Source organism: Streptomyces sp. NBC_01267, assembly GCF_036241575.1.
Taxonomy (GTDB): domain Bacteria; phylum Actinomycetota; class Actinomycetes; order Streptomycetales; family Streptomycetaceae; genus Streptomyces.
Map to the genome: position 1 here is coordinate 6,347,371 of NZ_CP108455.1, position 21,125 is coordinate 6,368,495.

At 72.2% G+C, this 21,125-nt stretch carries 17 protein-coding genes; 10 read left to right on the top strand and 7 right to left on the bottom strand.

Going from position 1 to position 21,125, the window contains the following annotated elements:
* Window positions 1-52: 52 nt before the first annotated feature.
* Together OG709_RS28500 and OG709_RS28505 are read right to left on the bottom strand one after the other, a co-directional pair.
* On the bottom strand, window positions 53-964 hold the full coding sequence (locus OG709_RS28500; protein WP_250305725.1) for a 1,4-dihydroxy-6-naphthoate synthase: 912 nt from the start codon (window positions 962-964) through the stop codon (window positions 53-55).
* Complete coding sequence (locus OG709_RS28505; RefSeq protein ID WP_250305724.1) at window positions 961-1,632, bottom strand: class I SAM-dependent methyltransferase; 672 nt, start codon at window positions 1,630-1,632, stop codon at window positions 961-963. The genes OG709_RS28500 and OG709_RS28505 overlap by 4 nt, the downstream gene beginning before the upstream one ends.
* 212 nt (window positions 1,633-1,844) lie before the next feature.
* Here OG709_RS28505 and OG709_RS28510 point away from each other — a divergent pair, with 212 nt between their 5' ends.
* Together OG709_RS28510 and OG709_RS28515 are read left to right on the top strand one after the other, a co-directional pair.
* Window positions 1,845-3,050, top strand: coding sequence for a macrolide family glycosyltransferase (locus OG709_RS28510; protein WP_250305723.1), 1,206 nt, complete (start codon window positions 1,845-1,847; stop codon window positions 3,048-3,050).
* 193 nt (window positions 3,051-3,243) lie between these two features.
* A complete protein-coding gene (locus OG709_RS28515; protein WP_329168085.1) occupies window positions 3,244-3,996 on the top strand; it encodes a response regulator transcription factor in 753 nt (250 codons plus the stop codon).
* A 51-nt stretch (window positions 3,997-4,047) separates the two neighbouring features.
* On the opposite strand, the gene OG709_RS28520 is transcribed toward OG709_RS28515, so the two are convergent.
* Complete coding sequence (locus OG709_RS28520; protein ID WP_250305721.1) at window positions 4,048-6,750, bottom strand: AAA family ATPase; 2,703 nt, start codon at window positions 6,748-6,750, stop codon at window positions 4,048-4,050.
* The gene (locus OG709_RS28525) at window positions 6,747-9,404 is read right to left on the bottom strand and encodes a helix-turn-helix transcriptional regulator (protein WP_329168088.1); all 2,658 of its coding nucleotides are present in this window, start codon (window positions 9,402-9,404) and stop codon (window positions 6,747-6,749) included. Before OG709_RS28525 ends, OG709_RS28520 begins: the two co-directional genes overlap by 4 nt.
* A gap of 343 nt (window positions 9,405-9,747) precedes the next feature.
* Between OG709_RS28525 and OG709_RS28530 the strand changes: the two genes are divergently transcribed.
* From OG709_RS28530 to OG709_RS28540, 3 genes are all read left to right on the top strand, one after another.
* Window positions 9,748-12,606 carry an AAA family ATPase gene (locus OG709_RS28530; RefSeq protein WP_329168089.1) on the top strand — a complete coding sequence of 953 codons (2,859 nt, stop codon included), beginning with the start codon at window positions 9,748-9,750 and terminating at the stop codon, window positions 12,604-12,606.
* A 659-nt stretch (window positions 12,607-13,265) separates the two neighbouring features.
* Entirely contained in the window at window positions 13,266-14,069 is an 804-nt protein-coding gene (locus OG709_RS28535; RefSeq protein WP_266640297.1) for a PAS domain-containing protein, read from the top strand.
* Window positions 14,066-14,755 carry a response regulator transcription factor gene (locus OG709_RS28540; protein ID WP_250305717.1) on the top strand — a complete coding sequence of 230 codons (690 nt, stop codon included), beginning with the start codon at window positions 14,066-14,068 and terminating at the stop codon, window positions 14,753-14,755. Before OG709_RS28535 ends, OG709_RS28540 begins: the two co-directional genes overlap by 4 nt.
* A gap of 118 nt (window positions 14,756-14,873) precedes the next feature.
* On the opposite strand, the gene OG709_RS28545 is transcribed toward OG709_RS28540, so the two are convergent.
* Window positions 14,874-15,362, bottom strand: coding sequence for a cold-shock protein (locus tag OG709_RS28545; protein WP_250305716.1), 489 nt, complete (start codon window positions 15,360-15,362; stop codon window positions 14,874-14,876).
* 338 nt (window positions 15,363-15,700) lie between these two features.
* Here OG709_RS28545 and OG709_RS28550 point away from each other — a divergent pair, with 338 nt between their 5' ends.
* Window positions 15,701-16,909, top strand: coding sequence for a 3-deoxy-7-phosphoheptulonate synthase (locus OG709_RS28550; RefSeq protein ID WP_250305715.1), 1,209 nt, complete (start codon window positions 15,701-15,703; stop codon window positions 16,907-16,909).
* Window positions 16,910-16,965: 56 nt separating this feature from the next.
* Here the strand turns inward: OG709_RS28550 and OG709_RS28555 are convergent, their stop codons facing one another.
* Together OG709_RS28555 and OG709_RS28560 are read right to left on the bottom strand one after the other, a co-directional pair.
* Complete coding sequence (locus OG709_RS28555; protein WP_266640294.1) at window positions 16,966-17,370, bottom strand: hypothetical protein; 405 nt, start codon at window positions 17,368-17,370, stop codon at window positions 16,966-16,968.
* Between the two features lie 201 nt (window positions 17,371-17,571).
* Complete coding sequence (locus OG709_RS28560) at window positions 17,572-17,904, bottom strand: cupin domain-containing protein (RefSeq protein WP_250305713.1); 333 nt, start codon at window positions 17,902-17,904, stop codon at window positions 17,572-17,574.
* 202 nt (window positions 17,905-18,106) lie between these two features.
* Here OG709_RS28560 and OG709_RS28565 point away from each other — a divergent pair, with 202 nt between their 5' ends.
* The 4 genes from OG709_RS28565 (at window position 18,107) to OG709_RS28580 (ending at window position 21,035) form a co-directional block, all read left to right on the top strand.
* Window positions 18,107-18,985 carry an ABC transporter substrate-binding protein gene (locus OG709_RS28565; protein ID WP_250305712.1) on the top strand — a complete coding sequence of 293 codons (879 nt, stop codon included), beginning with the start codon at window positions 18,107-18,109 and terminating at the stop codon, window positions 18,983-18,985.
* Between the two features lie 114 nt (window positions 18,986-19,099).
* A complete protein-coding gene (locus OG709_RS28570; RefSeq protein WP_250305711.1) occupies window positions 19,100-19,495 on the top strand; it encodes a cell division protein SepF in 396 nt (131 codons plus the stop codon).
* A 56-nt stretch (window positions 19,496-19,551) separates the two neighbouring features.
* Window positions 19,552-20,676: an AAA family ATPase gene (locus tag OG709_RS28575; RefSeq protein ID WP_250305710.1), complete on the top strand. Its 1,125-nt coding sequence runs from the start codon at window positions 19,552-19,554 to the stop codon at window positions 20,674-20,676.
* Window positions 20,673-21,035, top strand: coding sequence for a nucleotide pyrophosphohydrolase (locus tag OG709_RS28580; protein ID WP_250305709.1), 363 nt, complete (start codon window positions 20,673-20,675; stop codon window positions 21,033-21,035). The genes OG709_RS28575 and OG709_RS28580 overlap by 4 nt, the downstream gene beginning before the upstream one ends.
* The last annotated feature ends 90 nt before the right edge of the window (window positions 21,036-21,125 follow it).

Below are 21,125 nucleotides of genomic sequence, written 5' to 3' on the forward strand. Positions count from 1 at the left end.
CGCAGCCACGGCACCAGGTGCAGGCCGGTGCCCGCGTGGCCCACCGGTCCGTTCAGACCGCGCCGGCGGAACCGCTCCCGTGTACGGCGGGCAGATCGAGTGCCCCCGGAGCGAGCGCCGGAACCGCGCCCGTCCTCGCGGCCAGGCCCAGCAGCGAGCGGACCGCCTGGTAGCCCGACTCACCGAGGTCCTCGGTGTACGCGTTGACGTAGAGACCGATGTGCTGGTCCAGCACCTCGGTCTCCATCTCCTGCGCATGGGCGCGCACGTACTCCCGGGACGCACCCGGATCCGCCCAGGCGTACCGGACCGAACCACGGATCGCGTCGGCGATCCCGGCCAGACGCTCCGCACCCAGATCCCTGCGGGCCACGATGGCCCCGAGCGGGATGGGCAGCCCGGTGCGGGCCTCCCACGCCTCGCCGAGGTCGACGACGCGGTGCAGTCCGTACGTGTGGAAGGTGAACCGCGCCTCGTGGATGACCAGTCCGGCGTCCACGCTGCCGTCCCGGACCGCCGGCATGATCTCGTGGAACGGCATCACCACGGTCCGTACGCTGCCGCCGGGCAGTGCCCGCTCGGCCCACAGCCGGAACAGCAGATACGCGGTGGAGTGCTCCGTGGGGATCGCGACGGTCCCGCCGTCCAGGTCCGCAGGGTCGCGGACTCCCCGGGTGAGCACCAGCGGCCCGCAGCCGTGCCCGAGTGCGCCGCCGCAGGGCAGCAGCGCATACCGGTCGAGCACCCGGGGCAGTGCCGCGTAGGAGATCTTCAGCACGTCCAACTCGCCTTTCTCGGCGAGTGAGTTGGTGACGTCGATGTCGGCGAGGGTGACCTCGGGCGGGACCGCCCCCGGCAGCAGCCCCGACGTCCACGCGTGGAAGACGAAGGTGTCGTTGGGACACGGCGAGTGGGCGAGCGTCAGCGGTGTGGCCGGGGTAGTCGGTGTGGCTGGTGTGGTCATCGGGTGGCTCCTGCCGCCGGGGCGGCCGACATGTCCCACAGGCCGAGGTACTTGTTCGGCGAGTCCTCGGGGATGCGCTCCAGCGGCGTCCCCAGGCCGAACGGCGGCAGCGCGAGGTCGAGCTTCGCGTGCAGCAGGCTCGGCGCGTCCATCCGGTCGGAATTGGTGAACTCGCCCCGCGCCACGCCGGGATCGCTGGTGTAACTGGTGGTGAGCAGCAGCCGGCAGGACTTCCTGAACCGTTCGAGCGCGGCCAGGATCATGTCGTTCGGCAGATGGATGAAGACGTCCCGGCAGATCAGCAGGTCGGCCGGGCGCGGTTCGTCCACCGTGATGTCGACGACTTCGAGCCGGAACCCGCGGCGCCGCAACTCGGGCCAGGAGTCCCGCTCGTGGACGTCGTACCCGGTGTAGTCGACCCCTCCGAGGTCGAGCGTGCTCATCCACGCGAGGTCGCCGCAGCCGGCGTCGTTCAACGTGGTCACCTCGTACGTTTCGAGGATGTTCACGAGTTCCTTGCGGACGAGCTGGGTGTGAGGCTCGCTGGAGCCCCAGCCGCAGACCGTGTCGGGTGCCTGGTCGGGCCACCCTCGGGAGAAGACCTCCAGGCCGGGGCTCATGTGTCCGCCGGGCACTCGCACATCGGCGTGCCCTGCTGATTGGGTCACGGAACGTCTCGCTCTCCGTCGGGGCCGGGGTGGTGGGGCCGGGGCCGTGGGCCCCCAACCCAGCACGACGCCCGCACCCGGATCCAGGACAAGAGCCGGAGTCCGGGTGTTTCCCGCAACCGCGGCGGCGGGTGCACGAACCGCCTGGTGATTTCCCCAGAGTTGACCGGCGCGGCCGGTCGGCGGGCGGTGGGTGCTGACATGCTGCGGCCATGTCGGAACTCCACGTGGCGTTTCTGCCGTTTCCCGCATTCGGACACATCAACACCACCCTTCCGATCGTCGCCGAGCTCGTGCGGCGCGGTCACCGGGTGACGTTCGCGACCAACGAGCGCTTCGCGCCGCTGGCCGCCGGGGCGGGTGCGGACGTACTGCGCTACGAGTCGTGGCTCGCCTCGCGCAAGCTGCCCGACACGGTGGACGCGGACTATCTGGCGCACGAGCCGGTCCGCTCCATCGACGAGGCCATCGCCACCGTGCCGCTCTACGAGGCCGGGTTCGCCGAGGACGTACCGGACGTGCTGCTCTACGACGTCAGCACCTTCGCCGCGGGGCGCGTGCTCGCCCGCAAGTGGAAACGGCCCGCGATCGAGCTGTTCGCCACCTTCGCCTCGAACGAGCACTACTCACTCACCCAGCAGATCGGCGCGATGTACGCCGACGAGATCGACGGGAGCCACCCGGCGATCATCGACTTCTTCGTGAAGCAGGGGCAGCTCTGGGCGGAACACGGTCTCGACGGCATGACGCTGGAGGAGTTCAACGCCCCGGCGGACGGAGCGAACCTGGTGTTCCTGCCGCGCCGGTTCCAGCCCGCCCAGGAGACCTTCGACGACCGGTTCGCGTTCGTCGGCACGTGCATCGGCAGCCGGGCCACGGAGCCGGAGTGGCAGCCGCCCGCGCCGGACCGGCCGGTGGTCCTGGTGTCGATGGGCAGCTTCAGCTACGACCACCAGGACGCGTTCGTCCGCACCTGTGTGGAGGCGTTCACCGGGACGCCGTGGCACGTGGTCATGTCGGTGGGCGAGCAGTTCGACCTCGGTGGTCTCGGCGAGGTACCGGACAACATCCAGCTGATGCGCTGGGTGCCTCAACTCGCCGTACTGGAACGGGCCGACGTGTTCGTGTCCCACGCGGGCATGAACAGCGTCATGGAGTCGATGTACTTCGGTACGCCGGTCGTCGCACTGCCCCACATGCCCGAACAGCGGCTCATCGCCTCGCGCCTGGCGGAGCTGGGCCTCGGCGTGCACCTGCCGCCCGCCGAGGTCACGGCCGAGCGGCTCCGCACGGCCGTGGCCACCCTCGCTTCGGACGAAGGGGTACGTACACGGGTCCGCTCGCTCAGCGACGACCTGCGCGCCACCGATGGCCCCTCGCTCGCCGCGGACTACATCGAGGCACGCGCCAGGGGCTGATCTTCCGCCGGTACCGACTGACACCTCGTCTCATTCCCGGCCCCGGGAACCAGCCCCCTGACGCTCTGTCAGTACATGAACTCCGTGTGTACGGCGGGGCGAATAACGGGTGCCCCTCATCTCGGGGCCGGAAATCGCCTACTGTGCAAGATCATGGTCCGCGAGGGCAGTGGGATGAGCGGGGGAGCAGGACATGAACGCCTCGGGAATACTGAAGGCCGCCGTCGTTGCCACGAGTGAAGTGGTCCGGACCGGCCTTGCCCAGATGCTCGAACAGGCCGTGGGCGTCGACGGCTACGCGGTGTTCGAACCCGAGGAGTTCGCGGCGGAGGCGCGCGAGGACGCCATCCAGTTGCTCATCCTCTCCTGCCATGTGCTGATCCTGTGGTCCGTGAACGGATCGGGCCACGGCGAGGACGCGTGGACCGCCGAACTCGCCGCGGTCGCCCGTGAGAACGGCATCCTGGTGGTGCTGGTCCTGCCCGGGGCCGAGATGGACCGGGCCGCTGCCGGGATCGTCGTGCCGTGCGACGGCATCCTGGACCAGGACGCCCTGACCACCGACGGGCTGAGCTGCGCGCTCAAACGGCTGGCGAGCGGTGAACGGTTCGTGATGGAGCCGACGGCGCGGGCGGCGCAGCGGACCCGCAAGGGCGACGTCACCCCCATGGCCGGTGTGGCGGCCGTACTGCTGACCGCGCGCGAGCAGCACGTGCTGGAACTCCTCGTCGAGGGGCGGAGCAACAAACAGATCGGGCAGGCGCTGGCGTTCTCCGAACACAGCGCCAAGCGGCTGGTGGCCATCGTGCTGTCGAAGCTGAACTGCCCCAACCGTACCCAGGCCGTCGCCGTGGCCCTGCGGGAAGGACTGGTCGGCGCCGACGCGGGATTCCGTGGCATCGCGGGCCGGGTCGCAGCCGGTCGGCGCGAGGACCGTACGGGCTGACCGGGCCGCTGAGGACCGGCCCGCCCGGGGGCTTCAGCCGGCCCGGGGGCTTCATCCGGTGGGGGTGCCGCCGTCGCCGAGTCCCAGCGCGGCGGCCAGATCGGCCCGGCCGCTGATCCCCAACGCCCGGTAGCTGTTGGTCAGATGGAGCTCCACCGCGCGCAGGGAGATGGACAGGGCCTGGGCGATCGCCTTGTTCGGCAAGCCTTCGGCGGCGAACAGCGCGACCCGGAGCTGCGCCGCCGTCAGGCGGACCTGTGCGGTGCGGGCGAGCGCCGCGTACCGTGCGGCCACCTCGTCCGCGCGGGGCGTCGGGCGCCCGCCGCCCACCCGTAGCGTCTCCATCGCCTCGCGCAGCATGCGGCGGCCGTTCGCCGGCTGTCCGTCGTCCAGCAGTACCGCGGCCAGCTCCACCTTCGCCTGGGCGTACCGGGCGCGGGCGGGGGAGCCAGCCAGCACCCGTACGGCGTTCCGTAGATGTCTGGCCGCCGCAGGTCCCGGCAGCGCGAGAGCGGTCCGGAGATAGACCGCGCCGACGGTGCCCGACGCCCCCCAGGCGCGCGCCGTGGCCAGCTCGTCGGCGAGTAACCGGGTGGCGGATTCCGGGTCGGTGGCCGCCTGCGCCAGGGCCAGATGGGAGCGCCAGGGCATGACGGCGGGGTTGGTGCACCCCGCGTTGAGCAGCAGCCGGCCGCACTCGCGCAGATGGGTCGTGGCCTCGGAGGTCCGGCCGGTGCACAGTTCCAGCAGGCCCCTCGCGAACAGCAGCTCGGTCCAGCCGAGGCTGTACTCGTGCCCGTCGGGGAGCGGCGCCGCGAGAGCGGACTCGGCGCGGTCGACGAGGCCCGACTCCAGGTCGACGAGCACCCCCAGCGCGGTCAGCCGGGGCAACTCCCTGGGGTGCCAGTGGGCGCCGGGCACCTCGATCACGGTCTCGGCGAGCCGGGCCCGCGCACGGGGCAGATCTCCGCAGCGCAGGGCGAGTTCGGCGCGGGTCAGCATGGCCAGACCGACAGCGGGGCGTACCCCGCGCCGCCTGGCCTCGGCCTCGATCAGGTCGAGACCGGCGCGTGCGGCGTCCATGTCCTCGGCGACCGCCATCACCCGGACCGCGGCCAGTCCGGGTGCCAGGGGCCCGGCGGCGACGGCTGCCCGGGTGAGCGCCACCGCGGCGAGACGGCGCGCTTCGTGCGGTTCGGTCCCGAGGGCGCAGCGGCGCCAGGCGGCGGCAGCGGCCTGCGCCGGATCGGTCGGCGGCGGGGCGGGTTCCGTGCGGGCACCGCCGGGCGCGACGGGACCGGTGGGCGCGAACGCCTGCCCGGCCGTGGGCTGTTCGGCGGCCGACAGACCGTGCAGGCCGAGCAGCGTGCGCCGCTCGGCCTCCGGCACCGTGTCCCGGCCGCCCGCCGAAGCGAGCGCGCACGCCGCGGCCCGGCCACCGCCGCGCAGCGCCAGGACATCGGCTGCGATGAGCCGGGGCCCGGACAGTTCCGGCTCGGTCACCTCGGCAAGCACCCGGTGGAATCCGCGGTCGGCGGCCTCCGGCCGCACATAGGTCTGTGCCATGGCGAGTTCCAGCAGCACCTCGGCCCGCAGTGCGCCGGTGGCCCCGCGGTCCACGGCGCGTTCGAGGAGCGCGACCGCACCTCCGGGGTCACCGGACCGGCGGGCGTGTGCGCCCGCCGCGTGCAGGATCCGGGGCACCCACGCCTCGGTCAGCCGGGTGTGCGACACGAGCCGCCCGAGGACCGGGGCCGGTGCCCCGTCGCGGCGCCCCAGCCGGACCGCGCGGACGTACAGCTCACGCCGCTCGGCGCCGTCCATCAGGCCGAGGATCCGGTCGGCCATGAGCGGGTCGCGCAGCCGGGGCCGGGCCGGATCGTCCAGCAGCCCGGTGTGTGCCAGCTCCGCGCGGGCCCGCTCGCAGGACGACGGGACCTCGGCGATCTCGTACACCTGCCGGAAGGAGAGGTCACCGCTCCCCACCGCGCTCGCCCGCAGGAGCGCGATCAGCTGCGCGGGGAGTGCGGCCAGCGCCCGTCGTACCTGGTCCCTGCCCACCTGGTCGGCCACCGCGCCCAGTTCACCGGCCGCCGGGGCCGGGGCCGGACAGCGGTGGAGCGTGGCCCGCAGCACCGCGGGGTTGCCGCCGGTCGCGGCGACGGCCGCCGGGACGAGCGGGCGGTAGGAACGCTCGCCGTACGCCTCGATGAGCAGGGTGCGCACCCCGTTGCGGCTCAGCGGGCGCAGCGCCAGCTCGTACCGTGCCGCCGCGCGCACCGTCGGCAGCACCGGGCCGTGACCGGTGAGGACCAGGAGCAGGGGGCGGTCCACCGGGCGACGGGTCAGCGCGTGGGCCCACCGCTGCGAGTGCGGGTCGGCCCACTGGGTGTCGTCGACGAGGAGTGCCAGCGGTGGCTGTGGCCCGGACGGTTCCCCGGCCGATCGCGCACCGGCGCCTCGCACCGCGGTGACGACGTCCCCGGCGATCCCGTACCGGCGTGCGCGGTCGGCGGGTGCGCACCTCACCGTGATGACCTGGAGCCGGGCATCCCGGGCGAGTTCCGCGGCCTCGGTGAGCAGGGCGCTGCGGCCGGTGCCCGGCGGGCCGTGCACGACCACGGTGGCCGACCCCCCGCCCGCCACCTGCCGCACGGCTTCCCGCAGGGCCGCCGACTCCGCCGCCCTCTCCACCAGCCGGACCCGGTCCCCGTCCGGGTCCGCCGGGCCGGGGGCCCGGTGCTGCGGGCTCATCGCGGATCGCCGAGCGCTCTCGGCGGTGTCCGCGCGCTGTCCGGATCGAGCCGCTCCGCGAGATCCGTCCGGCCCGTCACACCCAGCTTCCGGTAGGCGTTCGTCAGGTGGTACTCGACGGTGCGCACCGTCAGACAGAGGGCGTCGGCGATCTCGCGGTTCGTCGCGCCGGTCGCCGCGAGCTCCGCCACCGGCCGTTCGGCGGCGGTGAGGACGTCCTGGGAGAGGCGCCCCACGGCCGGTGCCCGGCCACCTGCCGTCGCCAGCGCGGCACGGGCGTGACCGGCCAGGACCAGCAGACCGTGCTGGGTCGCCCGGGTCCGTGCCGCGTGCAGATGGGCGCGCGCGGCCTTCTTGTCGCCCAGTTCGAGCAGGGCGCAGCCGAGGCGCAGTTCGGCGAGCACGTGGTACGGCCGGTCCGGGCTGGTCGCCAGGGTCCGTACGCTCTCGGCGAGCAGCTCCGCACGGGCGGACCCGGTGGCGACCATCCCCGACGCGAGCAGGCTCAGGCCGATACTGCGCCCGGTGGGCCACCGCTCCGCCAACTGCCGTCCCCGTTCGGCCCGGTCGGCGGCTTCGTCCGCACGGCCGAGCCGCACGAGCAGATCGGTGCTCGCCACCCACCAGGTGGTGAACACCGGATTGCCGACACCCGCCGACTCCAGGCTCGTTCCGCAGGCATTCAGCAGCTCCAGTGCCTCCTCGGGCCGGCCACGCCTGCGCTGGATCAGGGCCGCCGCCATCAGACGGCGGTGTTCCCCGACCGAGCCGTCGGTCCGCCTGCCGTCGAGTCTGCGCAGCGTCCTCTCCGCACCGTCGGTGTCCGACCTGGCCAGCATGGCCATCGCCAGAGTGGTCAGCGGGAGAGCCGTCTGCGTCTCCCAGCCGTGTGCCTCCGCGATCCGCAGCGCGGCCTGGGCCTGGGCCACGGCTTCGGCCAACTCGCCGGTGCGGAGCAGGATCCAGCCCTGTACCGAACGGGCATGGCACTCCGCCCACACCTCTTCGCGGTGTCGGCTCTCGGCGACGGCCCGGCCCAGATGGTCGAGCGCGGAGGCCGTGTGGTCGGCCAGGCTCAGGGCCCGCGCCGCGGCGACCGTCGCCCAGGCGCTGCGCGGCTGGTCGCAGCGGAGCACCTGGTGGGCATCGTCGACCGTGTCCTGCAACGTGGTGCCGCGCAGTGCGTCGCGCAGTGCCCGGGTGGCCAGTGCGAGCCGCCCCGGCGCGGCGGTGGCCGGCGGCGTGGCGGGACGCGGCCCTGCGCGGAGCGCGTGGTCGGCCACCGGCGGCCCGGCCTGTTCCGCCGGCCCGGTGTGTGTCCGTACGGCGCCCGGCCGGGGTGCCCGGGGCGCGCAGCGGGCGCTGAGCGGTCCGGTGCCGACCCCGGTGCGCAGATCACCGAGGATCTCGTCCAACGCGTGCGGGGTGTCCGGGCGTTCACCCGTCATCAGCGCGATGAGTCCGAGCAGTACCACCGTGCGGTCCTCGGCGGCCGGCCCCGCGGTGCGCGGCAGCGGCCTGCCGAGCTGGTCCAGCGCCGCGAGGGGGTCGGTGTCGAGCAGCGCCGTGGCGAGGTCGACGCGCGTCGACACGTCGTCGGGGTCGAGGCGACGCAACCGCGACAGGTAACGCACCGCGTCCGCCGGGCTGTTCGGCCACACGGACGCGGTGGCCTCCTTCAGGAGGGAGACCATCCAGGGCCGGTCCAGGGTCGACTGCGCCAGCAGGAGGTCGGCCACCTGCCCGACCGGCCGGGCCGCGTCGTTGAGGATCGCGGCGGCCTGTGCGTGCATCCGCTCGCTCTCGGCCTCGGGCAGCTCGGCGAGCAGGGCGTCGACGGGGTGCGACACCCCCATCGGCGGCATCGGCTCGGGAATCATCCCGGTGCTCCGCGCGGCCTTCAGCGCCTTGCCGACCAGCCGCGCGGGGAGACGGGTGAGGGCGCCGACCAGGTCGGTGTCGGTGCTGCGCAGCACGGCGGCGGCCCGCGCCACGTGCAGCAGGTGCGGGTCGTGCCGTACGAGGTCGTCGTAGTCGGGGCTCGCCGCCTGGCCCGCCCCGGCCGTCAGGAAGTCGGCGACCTCGGCGACCGTGCAGTAGTCCCGGGTCGTGATCTCGTGGAATGTCGCGTCGGCGGCGCCGAGCGCGCGGTGCGACGACGACAGCAGGACCGTCAGCGGCCGACCGGGCAGACGGCGCATCAGCTGGTCGATCCAGCGGAGCGTACCGGCGTCGCACCACTGGGCATCGACCAGGGCCAGCACCAGAGGCGCCCGCTCGACGAGCCCGTGTACATGGGCGAGTGCTTCGGACGGCGTCCGGTGGGCCCGTGCCCAGGCATCGCTCTGCTCCCCGAACAGCCCCCGGAGTACGGAGTACTCGGCGCCGATGCCGTGCGGGAGGCATCTGAAGCGACGCAGCGTCGCCGTCTCCCCGTAACTGCCGCAGATACGCCGGACGATCTTGTCCACCGGCGCCGGGGCGTGCGAGCCGAGCGTGACGACGCAGCGTGCGGAGGACGGTCCGGTGGGAACGCGGACGAGTGGCCGGCTCGTCCGCCACGCTCTCCCGAGGAGGTCGGTATCGGGCAGGCCGTGTCTCTGGGCCGCGGTCGGCGTCCAGGCGTAGTCGTGCTCTGACCGGATCGAGCTCATGATTCTTACAGTACGACGAAACTGTGAACCCAGGTCGGACAAACGTACGGCAGCGAGGTGGACACCAGGTTCCATCTGCCGGTGGAAACCGCCGAGTTCGGACATCCGGTGCGCGAGCGACGCCCCGTTCTCAGAAGGTCCTCAGAAGTCCTGACGGCACCCTGGCACGGGGCGGATCGCACGACGTGGAGCGGGCGGATCCCGTGCGGCTGCCCGACGTTCCGCTGTAGTCGGTCGACTGTATTGTCTCGTTCAACATTCGCTCGACCACCGATGCCGCTCTCCTTCCGGCCCGGCGCCGAACGGTTCCCGTTCCCGCCTTCGGCCGTGGCGGAGGACGGCCGTGTACACGACGGAGGCACCCGCGTTGCTCCACGACCGGGCGGAGGACCTCGCCGCAGTCGGCGCGGCGACGGCGCCGGTCCTGGCCGGTGGCCGAAGACTCGTGGCGGTCACCGGGACACCGGGCGCGGGCCGCTCGGCGTTCCTCGACTCGGCCGCCGAACTGGCGGACGGGCAGGGGCTCGTCGTCCTGCGGGCCGCAGCCGGACGGCTGGAGCACGGGGTCGCGTCCGGCGTAGCCCGGCAGGTCCTCGCAAGCGCGATCGGCGCGGACGACGGCGAGCCGCTTTGGTCCCCGCCGCGGACCCCGTGCGGCGCGGCGCTGGACGGATGCGTACCGGGCGCGGTCCTCGGGGACGCGTTGTCGGCGTCCGGCCGCGCCCCCGCGCACACCGCCGTCGCGATCCTGGTGGACGACCTGCAGTGGGCCGACGAGGCATCACTGGACTGGCTGGCGCGGCTGTTCGCCGATACGGCAACGGGCCCGGCCGGACTGCTCGTGCTGGTGACGGTCTGCGACGGCGAGGCCGAGGCCGAACTGCCCGCCGTGCAGGACATGCTGAACGCCGCCGATCGTGTCATCCGGCTCGGACCGCTCACCGCGGACGGCGCCAGGGCCTTCCTCGGGCAGCGGTCCGTCCTCCTCTCCGACGAGGGGAGCCGGGCGTGGGCGCGGGCCGCGGGCGGCAATCCCGCGCTCCTCGACTCCCTGTGCCAACGCCTGGCCGGGATACGGCGGCCCGCACACCCCCACCTGCTCGCCGCCGCCCTCGCCAGGCCCGCGCCGTGGAGCCTGCGCGGCCGGGTCGCCGCCGCGCTGAGCGGCCACCCGGAGCCGGTGCGCCGCTACGCCTACTGCGCGGCGCTCCTCGGCGGCCCCGCGGAGGGGCAGCTCATCGCCCGCCTCGCCCGGCTGGACCCCGCCGAACAGGCCGCTGCCGAACGGGCGTTGCGCAGACTCGGCTGGTCCGCCGACGGATACGGACCGGAGGTGCTGTGGGAGTGCGTACGGGAGATCGCCGAGGACAGCTACTCCCTCGCGGCCTGCGACGATCTGCACCGGCGCGCCGCCACGTTCCTCCACGCGTCCGGCCACCCGGCCGAGGAAGTGGCAGGACACCTGCTGGAGGTCGGCCCGGGTGTGCACGCCCATGCCGCCCGGATCCTGCACGAGGCAGCCGATGACGCACGCGGGAGGGGCGACCACTACCGCGCGATCCGCTACCTGCGCAGGGCGCTGCGCGAATTCCCGCTCGACAGCCCCCGGCGCGGCGGATACCTGGCCGCGCTGGCCGATGCGGAACAGGACTTCGACACCTCCGCGACGCTGCGACACCTCGCCCAGGCGGCGCCGCTGCTCGGGTCCGCCCGGGAACGCGCGGCGGTCGCGGCCTGCGTGCCGCTGACCCTGTCCGCGGCTGCGTCGCCCGCCGCGCACGAGGCGATCGAGTGCGCCCGCGCGGCGTTGGCCGGCTCGGGGACGCCGGACCCCGGCACCGCTGACCTGGCGGCCCGGCTCGAAGCCCGTGCCCGGCTGGCCGGACTCGGCAGCCCCACCGCGTCGGCCGACGCGGTCGCGCGACTGCGGGAACTGGGGCCGCAGGCCGACCTGGGCACCTCCGCGGGCCGCGAACTCGTCGCCGTCCTCACCTTCGGCGGGACCGTCGGCGGACAGCTCCCGGCGGGCGAAGTGGCCACGCTGGTGGGGCGGATGCTGGACCGCGAGCCCGCCTCGTCCGCCTCCGGGTACGCGGCGACCTCACTGATGATCGCGTCCGGCACGGCGGCCGGGGCGGGCGAACCCGTCCGCAGCTGGCTGGACATGGCGCTGGAGACGGCACGCGGGCGCGGCGACGAACGGCAGCGGACCAGAATGCTCTGCTGGCGGGCGATGGCGGCCCAGCACACGGGTCTCCTCGCGGACGCCTGGTCGGACGCGCGGGACGCCTGCGGCCCCGGTTCGGTCGTGCTCGGAACCAACGACTGGCTGTCCGTACTCGGTCTGATGTCGGTGGCGGTCGACACCCGCGACCCCTGGCTGATCGGCGAGGTGCAGGCCGCGTGCGCGGACCAGCGCGACGCCGGGATGCCCGTCCTGCACGTCGGGCTGCTGGCACTGCGCGCCCAGACCGCGCCGATGTCCGAACTGCCCGGCCTGGTGGCCGAACTGGTCGACGGCGCACGCCGGGCTGCCGCGGCGGGCTGGCACAACCCCTCGCTCTTCCCGATGGCGTACTGGGCCGCGCCCGCCCTGCTGCGGCTCGGGGAGACCGAGACGGCGCGCGAGCTCATCGCCGAGGAGTGCGACCGGGCCCGCATGTGGGGGGCGTCGGCGACCCTGGGCCGGGCCCTGCGGGTGTGGGGGACGCTCGTTCCCGGCCGGTACGCGCTGTCCCTGCTGGCCGAATCGGTCGCCGTACTGAGGGAGAGCTCCAACACCCTGGAGCTGGGGCGGGCGCTGATGGCGTACGGCACCCGGCTGCGCGCCGCGGGACGGCCTGGCTTCCGTGACCTCTTCACCGAGGCGGACGGGATCGCCGACACGGTGGGCACCTCACTGCTGAAGTGCTGGGCGGAGCCGGGGCAGGGCGAGTCGCGCGGGGTCGGCCTGCTGGGCACCGACTGGCTGAGCGTCACCGAGCGCCGGGTCGCCGGACTGGTGTCGCTGGGCCGCACCAATCAGGGCGTCGCCGATGAACTCGATGTCACCCGGCGCGCTGTGGAGAAGTGCCTGACGAGGCTCTACCGACGGCTGGGTGTGTCCAGCCGGGCGGAACTGATCCCGGTGGTGCGCCGGATCGCGGGTGCGACGGCGTACGGCTGGGGAGTCCGGCCGGAGGATCTGTACCGCGCCCAGTGAGCCGGTACGAAGGACCTCATCTCCGTTCACTACAAGGTGAGTTGAGCCTCGGTCGAGGCGGACACGCGCCCCTGGCAATGCCGGAGGCAACGTACTCCGGTTCTGGTACGGTCGGTGAGAATCCGCCCACGGGGAGTGTTCCACCGGTCGCTGTCGGTCGTCTTCGACCACAGGAAGTGGCGCTGTGCAGGACGTTTGCACCGGCTCGACCCCTCGGTGCGGTTCCCGGGCCCGTCGGCCGTGCTGCGGTCCGGTGCTTCGGTAGCCGATCGGTGCACCAACCGGCTATCCGGGACGGCCCGATCCCCTCTTTCCGTACCTGCCGACCCGCGTCCGCCGCGGGCGCCAAGTCCCGCACGTCGACTTCGGGCAGGGGGGCGGTGTCCGCAGGGTTACGGCAGTCGGTCCCGGCTCCACGCACCGCCCGCTCTCCGAACCCCGCAGGGGCGACCACAGTGTTAACTCGCGTCACAGTGATGCATTGACCCCCTGGGCCCGCCGTGCTTACGCTCCCGACGCCCGCCGGTAAACGCAACGGGGAAGGTGTGGCGTAGATGATCTTCACAGAGAATGGCACGGACAGCGACATTCGAGAGGGAGCCGAATTTTATTCGACTCCGGATCCAACCGTAAATTCACCATTTCCTTTGTCGCCCGATGTGGCACTCATACCTCGGCAGTCGACAAATTCCATCGATACTTCTCGCCCTGCGGATTCATCTCTCTTCGACGCGGAGATCCGCAGCGACGAATACGGCGACGTGGTGCTGTCGTTCTTCGAGCGGTCCGGGATCGGGCTCGCGATTCTTGATCCGACGCTGCGTGTGAGGGCCGTTAACGGGGCGTTCAGCGGGCAGTGCGGCCGGCACCACGACGACATCTGTGAGCGCAGCTTCGCCGAGTTCCTCCACCCGAGCGTCCGGCAGTACCTGATGCGCCAGTTCGGCAGGCTCGTGCAGGGGCACCACGCACGCCTGGTGGGGCAGTCCATCGCGATGTGGTTCAACGACACCGCGCTCGCCGGAAAGCTGAGCGCCTTCCCGGTCGACGACGACGCCGGCAAGGTCAAGATGATCATGGTGCAGTTCACGCCCGAGAAGTCCGACGACCAGCAGGTGCTCATCGGCGCCCAGCGGAAGCTGACGCCCCTCACGGCGCGGGTCCTCGAAGGGGTCGCCGCGGGCGACCCGACCGTACGGCTCGCGGCCAAGCTGTTCCTGAGCCGTCAGGGCATCGAGTACCACGTGAGCATCCTGCTGCGGCAGTTCAAGGTGCCCAACCGGACCGCGCTCGCCGCGAAGGCGTACTCGATGGGTATGTTCAGCATCGGCTGCTGGCCGCCCACCGTGCTCCCGGAGTACATCCGTGCCGATCGGAACGGGTCCGAGCGCACCCGGGGCGACGGCCGCCAGGACGCACACGAGGAGCGCAGACGCAGAACGGTCGGGGGGCGGGCGTCTTGAAATTCCTGGTAGTGGAGGACAACGCCCGGGTGTCGGCCGCGCTGGAGGCCGCGCTGACCCAGCAGGGGCTGGAGGCGGTCTGCGCCGGTACCGGCAAGGCCGCGATCGACCTGCTCGACAGCCACCCGGATGCGATTCTCCTCGACATCGACCTGCCGGACTGCGACGGGTTCGCGCTGTGCAGCGCGATCCGGGCGAGGAGTTCGGTTCCGCTCCTCGTGACCACGGCCCGTTCGGACCACGCCTCACGGGTGCGGGGGCTCGACCTGGGCGCCGACGACTACCTGGTCAAGCCGTACAACCTGGCCGAACTGCTGGCCCGGGTACGGGCGGTGATGAGGCGACGGCAACCGCCGGAGCCGGCGGCGGGCAGCGCCGCACCCGGGGATCTCATCCTGGCCGGTCCGGTGCGGATCGACCTGTGGGAGCGGGTCGTGCTGATCAACGGATACCCGACCGAGCTGTCCGACGAGGAGTTCAGCATCCTGGCCGCGCTCGCCAGGCGGCCCGGCGAGACGCTCTGCTTCGAGCAGCTCGCCGACGAGATCCTGCGGGCCAAGAGGACGACGCTGCACGAGTCGGTCCACCGCTGTGTCGCGTCACTGAGTCAGCGCCTCGGCGCGCCGCACCGGCTCGAAGCGGTCGAGGGATCGGGCTACCGGCTGACGCTCGCCGGGTCCGTGTGACCCGGCTGCGGGTGCCCCGGCCCGTTGCTGACTGAGCGCTGTCCGATCGCTGTCCGATCGCTGTCCGACGGGAACGGAGGGGCCGGCGGGCGAACCGTCGGCCCCGTGCTCGCGTGTGTCAGTCGACCCAACCGCGCTGGGAGGCGAAGTCCACCAGGGCCGCGCGGAGGGCGAGGACCTGTTTCCCGGTGAGGTCGGGGCCGTTCGCCAGCAGCAGTTCGGTGACGTGCCGGGTGAACTCGCCCTTCGAGAACACCTCGCAGAGCCCGTCGGCGATCCCCTCGCCCCGGACGGCGGAAGGCTGGTCGCCGGCTGTCGGGACCGGTCCGCCGGGCGCCGCGTCGGCCGGTCCCGTGCTGTCACCGGACCGGTCGGCGACAGCGGTGCCGGTGCCCGGCGGCGCCGTGTCGACGACATGGACGCCGTACGCCTTCGGGCCGCGACCGCCGTCGAGAACGCTGAATTCGACCCGGGTACCGAAGCCGATGGAGGCGCCGCGCTCACTCAACTCGTTGGCATGGACGAATACATCGTCCCCGCCGTCGTCCGGTGCGATGAAGCCGTATCCTCTGGCCTCGTCGAACCGGACTACCATTCCCTGTGTCATTTTCTCAACCGACCCAATGCCAAAGGATTTCATAAAGACTGCATGGTCTCTTCGCGGTGCGTCAAGATCCTATCCAACTGTCCCGTCGGGCGACAACTGGGTGAACCACCGGTACGAAAAGGTGCAATTCCACCACCCGCGCGGGACCCCGTGCCGAGCCGTATCTCCGGCGTGTCCGAGGGCTGCGCCAACGGGTAAGTCCCCCGCCTCTGGCACTTCTTATAGTGACTCGCCGTAACCCGGGCCACCGAGTGTGATCACGCATTATGGTCCGTCTTCTCGGAGAAAGCAGAAGGACGGGTCGGACACACGCGGGGTCAGGTAGCTGGTGGGTGGAAATGACCGACATCGAGACCAGGGTGATCCGTACGGCGGAGAGCCGGCCGCCGGGACCCGATCCCGTGCGCGAGGCCACCGCCGAGCTGCGCTCGTGCCCGCCCCTGGTGCTCGCCGCGGAGTGTGAACTGCTCAAGCGGCGGCTGGCGCAGGCCGCTCGCGGTGAGGGCTTCGTGCTCCAGTGCGGAGCCCGCCCGGCAACGTTCGACGGCGCGACCGGCGACACGATCCGTCACCGGCTGAGGACTCTGCTCCAGATGTCCGCCCTGCTGACCTACGCCACGTCCCTGCCCGTGGTCAAGATCAGCCGGATCGCCGGACCGGCCGGCAACCCGGTGAGCGGCTACCGGTCCGCCGCGGCCACCCTGAACCTGGTCCGGGCCTTCGCCGCCGGCGGGTACGCCGATCTGCGCCGGGTCCACGACTGGAACCTCGACTTCGTCGCCAACTCGCCCTGCGGCGCCTCCTACGAGTCACTGACCACACAGATCGGGCGCGCGCTCACGTTCATGCGGGCCTGCGGCACCGCGCCCGAACCGCTGCGCACGGTGGAGCTCTTCGCCTCCCACGAGGGCCTGTTACCGGACTACGATTCCGCGCTCACCCGGGCCGACGCGGACACCGGGCGGCTGTACAACACCGCGGGCCACTTCGTCGGGCTCGGTACGGGGACGAGGGCGGGCACGGGGACGGGCGCAGAAGAACTCGACCCGGCACGTGTCGACCACGCCGCCACGATCAGCAATCCGCTGGGCGTCGTACTCGGCCCCGACAGCGGCCACGACGAGGCGCTGGACCGGTTGGACCGGCTCGATCCGGCGCGCGAGCCGGGACGGCTGACCTTCCTCGTCCGCATGGGCGGTGGGCCCGGGAGCGACAGGCTGTCCGCGCTGATCGAGAAGGTCACCGCGGAGGGCCATCTGGTCACCTGGATCTGCGACCCCGTGCACGACACGGCATCGGACGCGCCCCGTGGCGGTGCGAGCAGCCGCTTCGACGCGGTGCGCGACCGGGTGACGGCCTTCTTCGACGTGCACCGGGCCCTGGGTACCCATCCGGGCGGAATCCACGTCGAGTTGACCGGTACGGATTCGGGCGCGGGCACCGTCACCGATGCGCCCGCGGCCCCCGGCCTCAGCCACTCCGGCGCGCTCGATCTGGCCTTTCTCGTGGCGGAGCTGTACCGATCAGGCACCGGTGCCGGTCGCTGAAGGCTGACCTGGCGCCGTGACCGGAGCTGTGGCTCGACACAGTGCGCGGTCCGGAACTACGCGCTCCTGTGCGGCACTTCGGGCCCGTCCTTACCTTCTGACTCTTCGGTCTCTCGGCGCCCTTCTGCCTCTTCGGGCATCCGCCCGGTCTCCGGCGAAGCGGCCTCCGGCGGTCCGGACATACCGTCGCCCATCAGCAGGGTGAAGAGCAGAACGGCGAACGCACCGCCGAGCCCCACCCCGATCCAGCCCAGGCGCTGCACCCGTGCGGAGCCGCATGCCGCCGCATCGTGGGTGTCGTCGGCCAGCGCATCGTCACCCGCCGGGCGCACGACCGACCCGCAGTGCACCTGCCTGGGGTAGGTGTAGACGGTGCCGGGTTCCGCCGGGTCGACGGTCGCCGAAACCGGCAGGAAGACGGCCCCGACTGCGGCCACAACGATGAGCAGCGCGATGGTCACCCCACCCCTGACGACCGCCGGCAGCCTGCCCAACGGGCCTGCCCGCAGAGCTGCTTCGGATGCAAATGTTGTTCCGTCGTCGCCCGCGTGCCCCATGGATCGCCGCCCCGTCCCCTGTAGGTCGAACTCCCGCCCGACGAGGTTACGGCTTGGTGCCGTCGGGCGGAATCGCCGAGGTCTGTCGGAACTCCTCGGTGACCGTCAGAGCAGCTTGGCCACGGTCAGCAGGATCGCGGAATCCTCCAGGGCGTCAACCCGATGACGGCTGTCGGGCACGATGATCAAGTCGCCCTCCCGGCCTTCCCAGGCGAGGTCGCCCGCCGTCAGCCGCACCCGCCCGCGCAGCACCTGTACGGTCGCCTCGCCGGGGTTCTCGTGCTCGGCGAGCTGGGCGCCCAGGGTCATGCCGATCACTGTCTGGCGCAGAACCTTCTCGTGGCCGCCGTAGACGGTGTCCGCGGTGTGGCCGCCACCGGCCGCGGCGGCGAGTTCGATCTGCTGGCGGGCCAGAGCTTCCAGGGACAGTCTCTGCATACCGCCATTCTCCCGGCATACCCGCGACCGGGCAACGCGGGCGGTTCCGGCACGATTCCTGGTGCGGTCCTGGTGCGGTCCTGGTGCGATTCCGGGCCGATCGGCTGTGGGCGCCGAATGTCCCGCCCGCGGGCTGGGCAGGTACAGGTGTGCGGCGTCCGGGTGTCCGGACGGCGCGGACCCGGAGGGGGCGCGAAACGTCATGGAACAGCCGGCCTGGCAATTTTCCGACGACCGTGGACAGCTGTCGACAGCCGGGCGGACGCCCTCGAAGGTGACGGCGTACATCCAGGCCGGAGCCACCCTGTGGGACCACGGCATAGCCCCGGCCGCGATATTCGGCTCGTTCCACGACGGTTCCACGGCCGACCCGGTGAAAGCGGGTTCGCTGCCCCTGGACGGCATCGGCTATCTGGGGGCGGGCAGCGCCCTGGACGTGGACACCCTGCTGACCGGCGGGCCGGACCTCGTCGTGGCCGTCAGCTACGGCGGCGGTCAGGTGTACGGGCTGGACCCGGACGCCGCCAAACATCTGGAGGAGCGGGTACCGGTCGTGGTCGTCGATGTCGGACAGGCGCGCACCCTGAGTGAGATCCGGGAGCGGTTCGGCGCCCTGGCCCGCTCGCTGGGGGCCGCCGGTGACGGGGAGGGGCAGCGGCTGCTGGACGCCGCGCGGGACCGGCTCCGTACGGTGGCGGGCGCACCGTCCGGGCCGCGGGTACTGGCACTCTCGCCGGCCGGGCCCGACCAGGTGCACCTGGCCCGCCCCACCGCCTGGCCCGATCTGCGCGCGCTGACGGAGTGTGGTGTCCGGACCGTGCGGCCACCGGAGGGCGGCGGGGCGAACTGGGCCACCGTCAGCTGGTCGGAGGCGGCGGAGCTGCGCCCCGACATCGTGCTCGCCGACGTCCGCGCCAATGCCGCGCCACTCGACACGCTGCGTGCGGTCGAGGGCTGGCAGCGTATCGGGGCCGGTGCCCGGGTGATGCCGTGGAACCCGGAATCCCCCGGCACCGCCCGCGCGCACGCCCGGTTCTTCGGTGCGGTGGCCGACGCCGTGGAGGCCGCCGCGGCGCGGTGAGTGTGCTCACACCGGGACCTGATCAAGGGACTCGCCCGTGTCGGAGTTGGGCCGAACGGGTGAGGAGGGTCAGAATTGGCTGATGCAGATAGAAAGCCCAGCCGAGGTGGTCCGGTGAGCAGGTACGACAGGTACGACGTCACCGATGAACAGTGGGAGGGGCTTGCCCAGGTAGTACCGCTGCGTGGCCGTAACGAATGGCCGTCGCGGATCGATCACGAAACCATCCCCAACGACCAGGCGTCCGAGCAGCGGCGGCTCGTCGTGCTGCGGGTGCAGATCTTCTCGGACGCCCGGGAAGTCGCCGAGCACCTCATCGCCCAGGTTCCCGTGCTGCTGGATCTGACGGCGGCGGAGACCGACGTGGCCAAGCGCATCCTGGACTTCACCAGTGGTGTGGTCTTCGGTCTCGGCAGCGGGATGCACCGGGTCGACAAGAACGTCTTCCTGCTGGCTCCGGTCGGCATGGAGGTCGAAGGGATCGCTGCGGCTGCGGTCCCCCGATCGTAGGAAGGTAGGAGAGACGGAACGGTTCGCCACCGTGGAGGGTGCATACGGTCCGGACCATGGACCTGAAGCACACCCGCCCCGCCGTCACCGAACTGCGGCTCTCCGCCTTCAAGTCGCACCGGAGTGCCGTCTTCCCGCTCGCCCCGCTGACCCTGTTCACCGGAGCGAGCGGGAGCGGCAAGTCGAGCGCGCTCCAGGCGTACGAGGCGCTCGCGCGTCTCGGTGCGGGGGAGGAACTCGGCGCGGTCTTCGGAGATCCGGCCGGGTGCGTACCCGAGTGGGCCGGGGCTGACGAGCAGGGCAGACGGGGATTCCGGATCGGCTGCACCGCCGACGGCCCGGCCGGTCCCGTGCGGCTCGATCTCGCGGTCCAGGCACAGCCCGCGCTGCGTATCGTCGGTGAACGCCTCACCGCCGGCGGGGAGTTACTGCTGTCCACGGCGCTGCGCGATCCGGCGCGCCGTACCGTACAGGCCGCCTGGCACACGGCGGGTTCGGTCCCGGTGACCCGCGCTCCGCTGCCCGACGACCGGCTGGGTACCGCGCTGTTGCCGTTGCGCGTGGCGGGCAAGACCGTCGGGCAGCTGAAGGTGCTGGCCGCCGCCGAGCAGATGGTGGTGGCGCTCCGCACGGTCTTCGCCTGTGACCCCCAGCCGCAGTGGATGCGGGACCCTTCGGTGGTGACGGACGACCGGTTGCGGAGCGGCTGTGACAACCTCGCCGCGGTGCTGCACCGCACCCGGTCCGAGTGCGGGGACGGGCACAGGCAGCTGGCGGCGGCGGCGCGTGCGGGATGCTCGGGGCCCGTGGAGGAGCTGGCCGCCGAGCAGTTGACGGACGGGACCGTGCGGATGGTGCTCGGCCGGGGCCGTGGGACGGTCGCACCGGCGGGGGGACTGGGCGAGGGCGAGCTGCGCTATCTGGCCCTCGCGCTGGTGATGCTGACGGGGCCCGGAGTGCTCGCTGCGGGGGCCGCGGGCGAGGTTCCGTCCACGATGCAGTCGCTCACGGTCCTGGCCGACGGATTCGACCGCTGTCTGGACGGGCGGCAGATCCGGGAGCTGACCTCCCTGGCGGCGGCGGTCTGCGCGCGGGGCCGTGTCCGGCTGGTGGGGACGGCTCTGGACGCGGGATGGGCCTGTGGGGCGGAAGGCGTCGCAGTGGTAGACCTGAGCGCGTGACGGAACTGGATGTAGCGGGATTGCAGCGTCGGCTGGCCGAGTTCGCCGCGGCGCGGGACTGGCAGCAGTACCACACGCCGAAGAATCTGGCGTCGGCGCTGAGCGTGGAGGCGGCCGAGCTGGTCGAGATCTTCCAGTGGCTGACCCCGGAGCAGTCGGCCCGGGTGATGGAGGAGACCGCTTCGGCACACCGGGTGGTGGACGAGGTCGCCGATGTCCTGGCCTATGTGCTGCAGTTCTGCGAGGTGCTGGGGATCGATGCTCTTGCGGCACTTTCCGACAAAATTGACCGAAATGAGACACGCTTCCCGGTGGGTCTTTCAGTAAAGGACACCCCGCATCGTCACTCTCCGGAGTGAGTGAGTTATCAACAATGCGCCTTGAGTCCACAGATTTCCGAATTCCCCTGGCTTTACGGTCCTACTGCCCTCACGCTGGGTAATGAAAGG